Consider the following 4,765-nt stretch of genomic DNA (forward strand, 5'->3'; position numbering starts at 1 on the left):
CGCTGGTGGCGGTGGGCGCGGTGGACTCCGCGGGGCGGGCGACGGAGCGCGGCGTACGGCTCTCCCGGCTCGGGCTGCACCCGCGGCTGGGCCGGGCGCTGCTGGACACGTCCGGGGCGGGGGCGGAGGTGGTCGCGCTGCTCTCGGAGGAGGTGCCGCGGGAGTACGGCGACGATCTCGCCGGTGCGTTGCGCTCCGCTCGGCGTGGGGGTGACGGCTACGCGGGGCGGTGGGCGGCGGAGGTACGGCGGCTGCGGTCCGTCGCGGCCGAGTTCTCCGGCCCGCCCGGCCAGGAGGGCGGGCCCCTGGTGAGCCACGGGCCGGGCACCGGGATCCGGGGCTCCGCGCGGGCGATCCCGTCGGCCGGTGCCGGTGCGGAGGGCCTCGTCGGGCTGGTCGCCGCGCTCGCTTTCCCCGAGCGGGTCGGGAAGTCGGACGGTGGGTCGTACCTGATGGTGTCCGGGACGCGGGCCGAGGTGGTGGAGGGGTCGGCGTTGCGGGGGGCGCCGTGGGTCGTCGTGGCCGTGGCCGACCGGCCGGGCGGGAAGGGGCATGCCCGGGTGCGGCTCGGGGCCGCGGTGTCGGAGGAGGTGGCGCGGGCGGCGGCGGGCGCGGTGCTGGACGAGCGGGACGAGGTGCGCTGGGCGGACGGCGATGTCGTGGCCCGGCACATCGAGCGGCTCGGGGCGGTCGAGTTGACGGTGCGGCCCTTGAAGGACGCCGCGCCTGAGCTGGTGCGCGCGGCGCTGCTCGAAGGGTTGCGGCAGGAGGGGCCCGCGCTGCTGCGGTGGACGCCGGACGCTCAGGTGCTGCGGCTGCGGCTGGCGTTCCTGCGCGCCCGGCTCGGGGAGCCGTGGCCGGATGTGTCGGACGAGGCGCTGCACGCGGGTGCGGAGCGGTGGCTGGAGCCGGAGCTGGGCCGGGCTCGGCGGCGGGCGGATCTCGCACGGATCGACGCCGGGCAGGCGCTGGCGCGGCTGCTGCCCTGGGCGAGCGGGGAGGCCGTGCGCCTGGACGAGCTGGCGCCCGAGCGGATGACCGTGCCGAGCGGCTCCAGGATCCGGATCGACTACCGGGATCCGGAGCGGCCGGTGCTCGCGGTGAAGCTCCAGGAGATGTTCGGGCTGCGCGAGACGCCGTCGGTGGCGGGTGTGCCGCTGCTCGTGCATCTGCTCTCCCCCGCCGGGCGGCCCGCCGCGGTGACGGCCGATCTGGCGTCGTTCTGGCGGGACGGCTACCGCGCCGTGCGGGCCGAGCTGCGCGGCCGCTATCCGAAGCACCCGTGGCCGGAGGACCCGGCGGCGGCCGAGCCCACCCGGCACACCAACGCGCGGCTCAGGCGCTGACCGGCCGCGGTTCCGCCGCCCGGGCGGGTGCCGGGTCCCCGGGGCGGCGGGCGCGGGCCTCCAGGACGAGGGAGAGGGCGAGCAGGAGCAGGCCGAGGGTCAGGGAGCCCCATGGGACGTAGGAGGTGAGTGCGAGGACGAGCGTGCGGTTGTGTCTGACGAGGGCGACCGTGTGCTCGACGTAGTCCTCGCGCATCTTCACGTCCCCGGCGAACGCGGTGACCTTGGCGCGTCCGCCGAGCAGGGTGCCGCCGCGCAGTTCCTCTTGGTGGATCTCCTCGCCGTAAACCGGTGCGCCGGTGACCGGTTCGACCCAGAAGCGGCGCACGGTGGTGTACCAGCGGGTGGTGCCGGTTTTGGCGACGGTCTGCGGGGTGATGCCCTTGACCGGCATGGACTTCGGCATGGGGACCTTGGTCCAGGGGACGGTCTGTTCGAAGTAGTAGACCTTCAGGCCGTGGAACTCACGGGTGCCCTTGTAGTGGATGGGGCTGGTGGTGCGGGTCTGCGCGTCGAAGTACTCGTAGTCCCGTTTCTGGGTCAGAAAGGGCCACTTGAACTCGATGCCGGTCCGCTCGACCGGGTCGCCGTCGACCATCTCGCCGGTGGCGTGGACGGGGGCCTGGCTGTGGGCGTCGAAGATGTAGCGCTCGGGGACCTCGGAGACCATCTTGCCGTCGGGGCCCCGGACGTAGGACAGGGCGTTCCAGACGACGACCGGCCGGTGTGCGCTCTTCTCGATCTTCTCGGCGGCCGTCACATCGCCCTTGAGAGTCTGCACGATGGTGACCTGGGGGACCTTTTTCGCGCGCATGGTGCCGTAGTCGAGGAGGGTGGCGTTCTTGGCCTCCAGGACGACGTCCTGGTACTGGTTCGCGGGGATCCGGGCCAGGCGCGGAAAGGCGTACCAGCGTGTCAGCGGCGACAGTGCCGCGCAGAAGACGGCACAGGCGAGCAGGATCAGGCTTGCCTTGCGGCGCATCGCGGCCTCCCTCCCGGGCGGGTTACGGATGTGCGGGGACCGTGGTCAGCAGCGGTTTCGGCGAGGTGCGGCCGGACGGCGCGCCGAGGGCGGCGATCGTGAGGACCAGGGCGAAGGCGAGGGCGAGGCCGGTCGCGGCGGCGATCAGGGCGCGCATGCGGGGCCTCCCGGTGGCCGGTCGGTGTCCTGGCGGTTTCTGATGCGGCGTCAGGTGCGGGCACCGTAGCAACGGGTGGGCGAGATGAGAACAGCGGTGCGCGCACGAACGACGGCGCCCTCCCCGCCGGAAGCGGGGAGGGCGCCATGGCGGTCCGGTCGGCTCAGGAGGTCGCCGACGCGCTCGGGGACGGGGACGGGCTCGCCGTGGCGGTGCCGTCGGCGGCCACCGTCAGCTGCACGGTGAGGGTGCCGCCGCCGGGGGTGGTGACGCGCAGCAGGAATGTGCCGGTGGTGTCGTCCGCGTACAGCTTCGGCAGCGTCAACAGGCCCTTGGCGTCCGTCTTCAGACCGGTGAGGGTGCGTACGGCCTTGCCGGTGGTGGCGTCCTTGAAGTAGGGGCCCTTGTCGTTTTCGGTGGCGTCGGTGGCGGACTTAATCAGGGTGGCGGTGGCCGCGACCTTGTCCGCGACGGCGCCCTTGTACGTCGCCTTCAGCTGGACCTGGTCGGCGAACGCGCCGCCGGGGGTGCAGGTCAGCGGGGTGTCGCCGTCGGTGGTGGCGGTCAGGGTGTCGGCGGGGCGTTCGGTGACGGTCGCCTGGTAGTCGACGCCCTTGAGGGAGCGGCCCACGACGGTGGCGGTGACCTTGAAGTCGCCGGTCTTCTCGCCCGCCTGGAGCGCGGGTGCCTTCGCGACGCCCTTGCTGTCGGTGGCGACCGTGGCCACGTCCTCGCCGCCGGTGAAGGTGGCGTCGGTGTCCCCGGAGATGGTGAACCGGATCCTGACCTTGGCCACGGCGGCGCCCGCCTTGGTCTCGGCGCGGGTGCTGATCGTCCCGGTGAAGGCGTCCCCGGCGGTCGCGGTGAGCTCGGCCGTGGCGGTGCCCGCGTTCTCCAGGTGGTCCACCGTGTCGGTGGGGGTGGGCGTGGTCGGGTCGGGCGTCCCGGGCGGCCGCGGGGCCGGGTCGCCGCCGTCCTGGCCGCCGCCGGGCTTCGACGGCGTCGGCGAGGGGCTCGGCCGGCCGCCCTGGTCCTTCGAACCCGGCTCGCCCTGGTGCGGGTTCGCGGGCTCGGCGGGCGTGGCCGGCGTCGTGCGCGGGGTGCCGTCGTCGCTGCGGTGGCCGGGCGCGGCGCCGGTGCCGTCGGGCACGGAGTAGGTGCCCTTGCTGTAGTACTCCATCCACGACAGGACGGTGTTCAGGTAGTCCTGCGAGTTGTTGTAGCCGAGGATCGCGCCGTGCAGGTCGGCCGCCTGGGACAGGTCCCGGTCGCCGCGGCACAGGTAGTGGCCGGCGGCGAGCGCCGCGTCGTAGATGTTGTTGGGGTCCTTCTTGCCGTCGCCGTTGCCGTCGCGGCCGGCCCAGGCCCAGGTGGACGGGATGAACTGCATGGGCCCGACGGCCTGGTCGTACTGGGCGTTGCCGTCGTACGCGCCGTGGTCGGTGTCCTTGATGAGCGCGAAGCCGTTGCCGTCGAGGACCGGGCCGAGGATCGGTCGCAGGGTGGTGCCGGAGGCGTCGACCTCACCGCCGCGGGCCTGGCCGGACTCCACCTTGCCGATGGCGGCGAGGAGTTGCCAGGGCAGGTTGCAGCCGGGCTTGGAGGCGCGCAGCTCCGCCTCGGCCTTCTTGTACGCGTCGAGGACCGTGGCCGGTATGCCGGCCTCGGCGGCGCCCTGGGCGACGGGGGTGCCGGCGCTCGGCGAGGGGCTCGGGTTGGGGCTGTTCAGGGGCGGCAGGTCCGTGTAGTACGGCGAGTTGCCCGTGGCGTCGTCGCCGGCGGGGTCCGGTACGGGGGCGGACGCGCCGGCCGTCGCCTGTCTGCCGTGGTCGTCGCCGGTCGCTCCCGGAGCCTGGGACGCGGAGAGAGCCGCGACCGCTGCCGCGGCCACGGCGGTGGTCGCCGCCCCCTTGCGCAGCCGCCTGCCGAAATGCGCCGCCATAGAGTGAACCCCTCCCAAGGACGTCGTGCGTCCGTATCCAGGTATGTGTGTCCCGCCCTGGTCTGACGTACGACCCGGCGTTCCGGTTGCCCCTGTGCCGCCCTTTCACCTGTGTGACGGTGTCCGGCCCGTGCGCTCGGCACGGCGCCGCAGGCGACCCTACGACAACTTGCTTTGCCGGGGCACCCGTTCATGCCCGATTTTCACCGGTTGGCCACCTGTCGTTGAGGTGGGCGCGCCCGACGGTCCGCCAGGGCGGTGACAATGGCCCGCTCTTGAGTTGGGGGAGGGGGTGGCGCGGCCCTAGAAGGCGGTGCGTGGTCCGGGGTCGCGGGGAT

General features: G+C 73.8%; 4 protein-coding genes. 1 reads left to right on the forward strand and 3 read right to left on the reverse strand.

The features are described 5' to 3' along the window. The coding region (locus CCN72_RS32530) for an ATP-dependent helicase C-terminal domain-containing protein (protein ID WP_279630303.1) at window positions 1-1,346 on the forward strand (1,346 nt) is incomplete at its 5' end. Here the strand turns inward: CCN72_RS32530 and pgfA are convergent. The 3 genes from pgfA to CCN72_RS32540 all read right to left on the reverse strand — a co-directional run bounded on the left by pgfA (window position 1,336) and on the right by CCN72_RS32540 (window position 4,427). After that, complete coding sequence (gene pgfA / locus CCN72_RS32535; RefSeq protein WP_086811782.1) at window positions 1,336-2,328, reverse strand: cell envelope lipid trafficking protein PgfA; 993 nt, start codon at window positions 2,326-2,328, stop codon at window positions 1,336-1,338. The genes CCN72_RS32530 and pgfA overlap by 11 nt on opposite strands. A gap of 22 nt (window positions 2,329-2,350) precedes the next feature. Further along, window positions 2,351-2,485: an SPW_0924 family protein gene (locus CCN72_RS38340; protein WP_106979860.1), complete on the reverse strand. Its 135-nt coding sequence runs from the start codon at window positions 2,483-2,485 to the stop codon at window positions 2,351-2,353. A 163-nt stretch (window positions 2,486-2,648) separates the two neighbouring features. Further along, entirely contained in the window at window positions 2,649-4,427 is a 1,779-nt protein-coding gene (locus CCN72_RS32540; protein WP_086811784.1) for a lytic transglycosylase domain-containing protein, read from the reverse strand. Window positions 4,428-4,765 lie beyond the last annotated feature (338 nt).

This window comes from Streptomyces murinus, assembly GCF_002154555.1.
GTDB lineage: Bacteria > Actinomycetota > Actinomycetes > Streptomycetales > Streptomycetaceae > Streptomyces > Streptomyces murinus.